This is a genomic window from Streptomyces sp. RP5T, assembly GCF_003933965.1.
Lineage (GTDB): Bacteria > Actinomycetota > Actinomycetes > Streptomycetales > Streptomycetaceae > Streptomyces.
Genome location: NZ_RSAJ01001261.1, coordinates 1 through 536, shown reverse-complemented (window position 1 = coordinate 536; position 536 = coordinate 1). Strand labels below are relative to the sequence as shown.

1 protein-coding gene is annotated in these 536 nt (G+C 73.5%); it reads right to left on the bottom strand.

Annotated features, from left to right (window positions below):
• The coding region (locus tag EHS43_RS45720; RefSeq protein ID WP_125196158.1) for an LLM class flavin-dependent oxidoreductase at window positions 1-504 on the bottom strand (504 nt) is incomplete at its 3' end.
• Window positions 505-536: the final 32 nt, after the last annotated feature.

Genomic DNA, 536 nt, shown 5'->3' with positions numbered 1-536 from the left:
GAGGAGGGGGTGCGGGTCGGTCAGGGGGCGCGGGGTGATCCGTACCGTACGCCCCCGGTACTCGAACTCCTCGCCGGTCCAGGCCCTCAGCAGGGTCTCCAGGAGCTCGTCCTGGAGCCGGCCCCGGCGCCGCCACTCCACGTCGAACAGGGCGTACTCCTCGGGGCGGTACCCGATCCCGGCGACGGTCACCAGGCGGCCGCCGCTCAGCAGGTCCAGCACGGCGATCTCCTCGGCCAGGCGCAACGGGTCGTGCAGCGGGCCGATCACGGCGGAGACGGTGACCGCGATCCTGCGCGTGGCGCCGAACACCGCGCCCGCGAAGGCGAACGGCGACGGCAGCCAGTTGTTGTCGACGCCGTGGTGCTCCTCGGTCTGCACGGTGGTGACGCCGTGCTCGTCGGCGTACGCGGCCATGTCCAGGGCGGCGCGGTAGCGGGCGCTGAGGGAGGCGGGTGTCGCGCCGGGCTCGACGAGGTTGAAACGGACGACCGTGACGGGCATGGGGGTTCCCCCTTCACCGGGCGGGTGGTGCG